The organism is Kluyvera sichuanensis (genome assembly GCF_014218705.1).
Taxonomy (GTDB): domain Bacteria; phylum Pseudomonadota; class Gammaproteobacteria; order Enterobacterales; family Enterobacteriaceae; genus Kluyvera; species Kluyvera sichuanensis.
Window position 1 is genome coordinate 1 of the sequence record NZ_JABBJF010000073.1, and the last position, 1,402, is coordinate 1,402.

The 1,402-nt window shown below is 47.6% G+C and carries 4 protein-coding genes; 2 read left to right on the forward strand and 2 right to left on the reverse strand.

Translation table 11 applies throughout. The features are described from left to right. Positions 1–380, forward strand: a 380-nt coding sequence (locus HII27_RS26765; RefSeq protein ID WP_455583650.1) for a gp53-like domain-containing protein, incomplete at its 5' end; no start/stop codon positions are given. Continuing rightward, a complete protein-coding gene (locus HII27_RS26770) occupies positions 381–803 on the forward strand; it encodes a tail fiber assembly protein (RefSeq protein WP_185670184.1) in 423 nt (140 codons plus the stop codon). On the opposite strand, the gene HII27_RS26775 is transcribed toward HII27_RS26770, so the two are convergent. Both HII27_RS26775 and HII27_RS26780 read right to left on the reverse strand, forming a co-directional pair. Then, a complete protein-coding gene (locus HII27_RS26775; protein ID WP_185670185.1) occupies positions 787–1,026 on the reverse strand; it encodes a hypothetical protein in 240 nt (79 codons plus the stop codon). The two genes, HII27_RS26770 and HII27_RS26775, sit on opposite strands and share 17 nt — an antisense overlap. Further along, a partial coding sequence (locus tag HII27_RS26780) for a gp53-like domain-containing protein (protein WP_396402220.1) occupies positions 1,023–1,402 on the reverse strand: 380 nt, incomplete at its 5' end. The genes HII27_RS26775 and HII27_RS26780, both read right to left, overlap by 4 nt.

Sequence of the window (1,402 nt, forward strand, 5' to 3'; positions counted from 1 at the left end):
TTGGTTTAGGAAGTTTGCCAACATTCGGAACGGCAGCATCAAAAGATGTTGGTACCGGAGCTGGTCAAATCCCAGATATGAGCTACTTCGCTGCTTCTCTTGAGAGGAACGGGTGGGAAAAACTACCGTCCGGGAAAATTCGCCAGTGGGGATATGTAACATTGTCCGGCTATGAGGGGCCACCGGAAACTTTCAACCTACCGATCCCATTCCCGAACGAAGCTTTAAACGCACACGCAACGGTTCAATACGCGAATAATGTAAGTGGGCTTATGAATGTATATGTGGCGGCAATAACAAATAGCACAATAACACTTGTCCCTGATTCTGCAACATCACAGATAAAGCCAAGTGTGTACTACGAAGTCGAGGGTAAATAAATGGAAATAATCTTTAGCCCAAGTCAGAACAAGTTTTTTCCTGTCGTGCTGAAACCTAATTATGAGAAAGCAGGGGTATGGCCGGTTGACGGCGTTGATGTGGCTTATGAAGTTTATCTTGAGTTCATTGCTAACCCACCGGAAGGAAAGACGCGCGGCGTAGTAGATGTGATGCCAGCATGGATTGATAAACCCACTCCAACGCATGAGCAATTAGTTGATCAAGCAGCAGCAAAACAAAAGCGGTTGATTGTTGAAGCTAATGAGTACATTGGGTTGAAGCAGTGGTCTGGTAAAGCCGCTCTCGGGAGATTGTCGGAAGATGAGAAGGCGCAATATAACGCCTGTCTCGATTATCTGGATGAACTTGAAGCAGTAAACCCAGCAGATGCGCCGGATAAGTGGCCTACACTTCCTGTGTAGGTTGAGTGTCAGGGATTGTCGGTACTGGCGCTTCGGTCCAGGCAGGCAATCCATCACTCCCCGCAACCCTAACCCAGCCAGGGCGATCTGTTGTGAACTCAATCACCATCTCAGTGCTCACTTCAATGCCATCATCGGGCCATGCGCCTGCGGCAAGATAGCGGTTCTTTAGTGCGTTCGGGTAGAACATATTTATTGACGGGCTGTAGATATAGTCTGTCATTTGCCGGTTACCTCCCAATAGACTTTAGCGATATATGTCGCCGTTGCGTTGTCCTGAACCAGGGTTATTGCTGTGTTTGTCGCATCGACTACATAAACAGCAATATTGCCGCTGTAGTTTGTTGGGGCATTGATTGTCGCATGCGCATTCAAGGCTTTTCCGGGGAAAGGGATTGGGAGTGGAACAACTTTATTTCCGCCCTCTGATGAGCTCATCTGAACCAGTCCCCACTGCTTAATTTTGCCATTTGGCAAAATCTCCCATCCATTTTCCTCAAGCAGGCAAGGAAATGACGACATATCTGGGATTTGACCAGCTCCGGTACCAACATCTTTTGATGCTGCCGTTCCGAATGTTGGCAAACTTCCTAAACCAA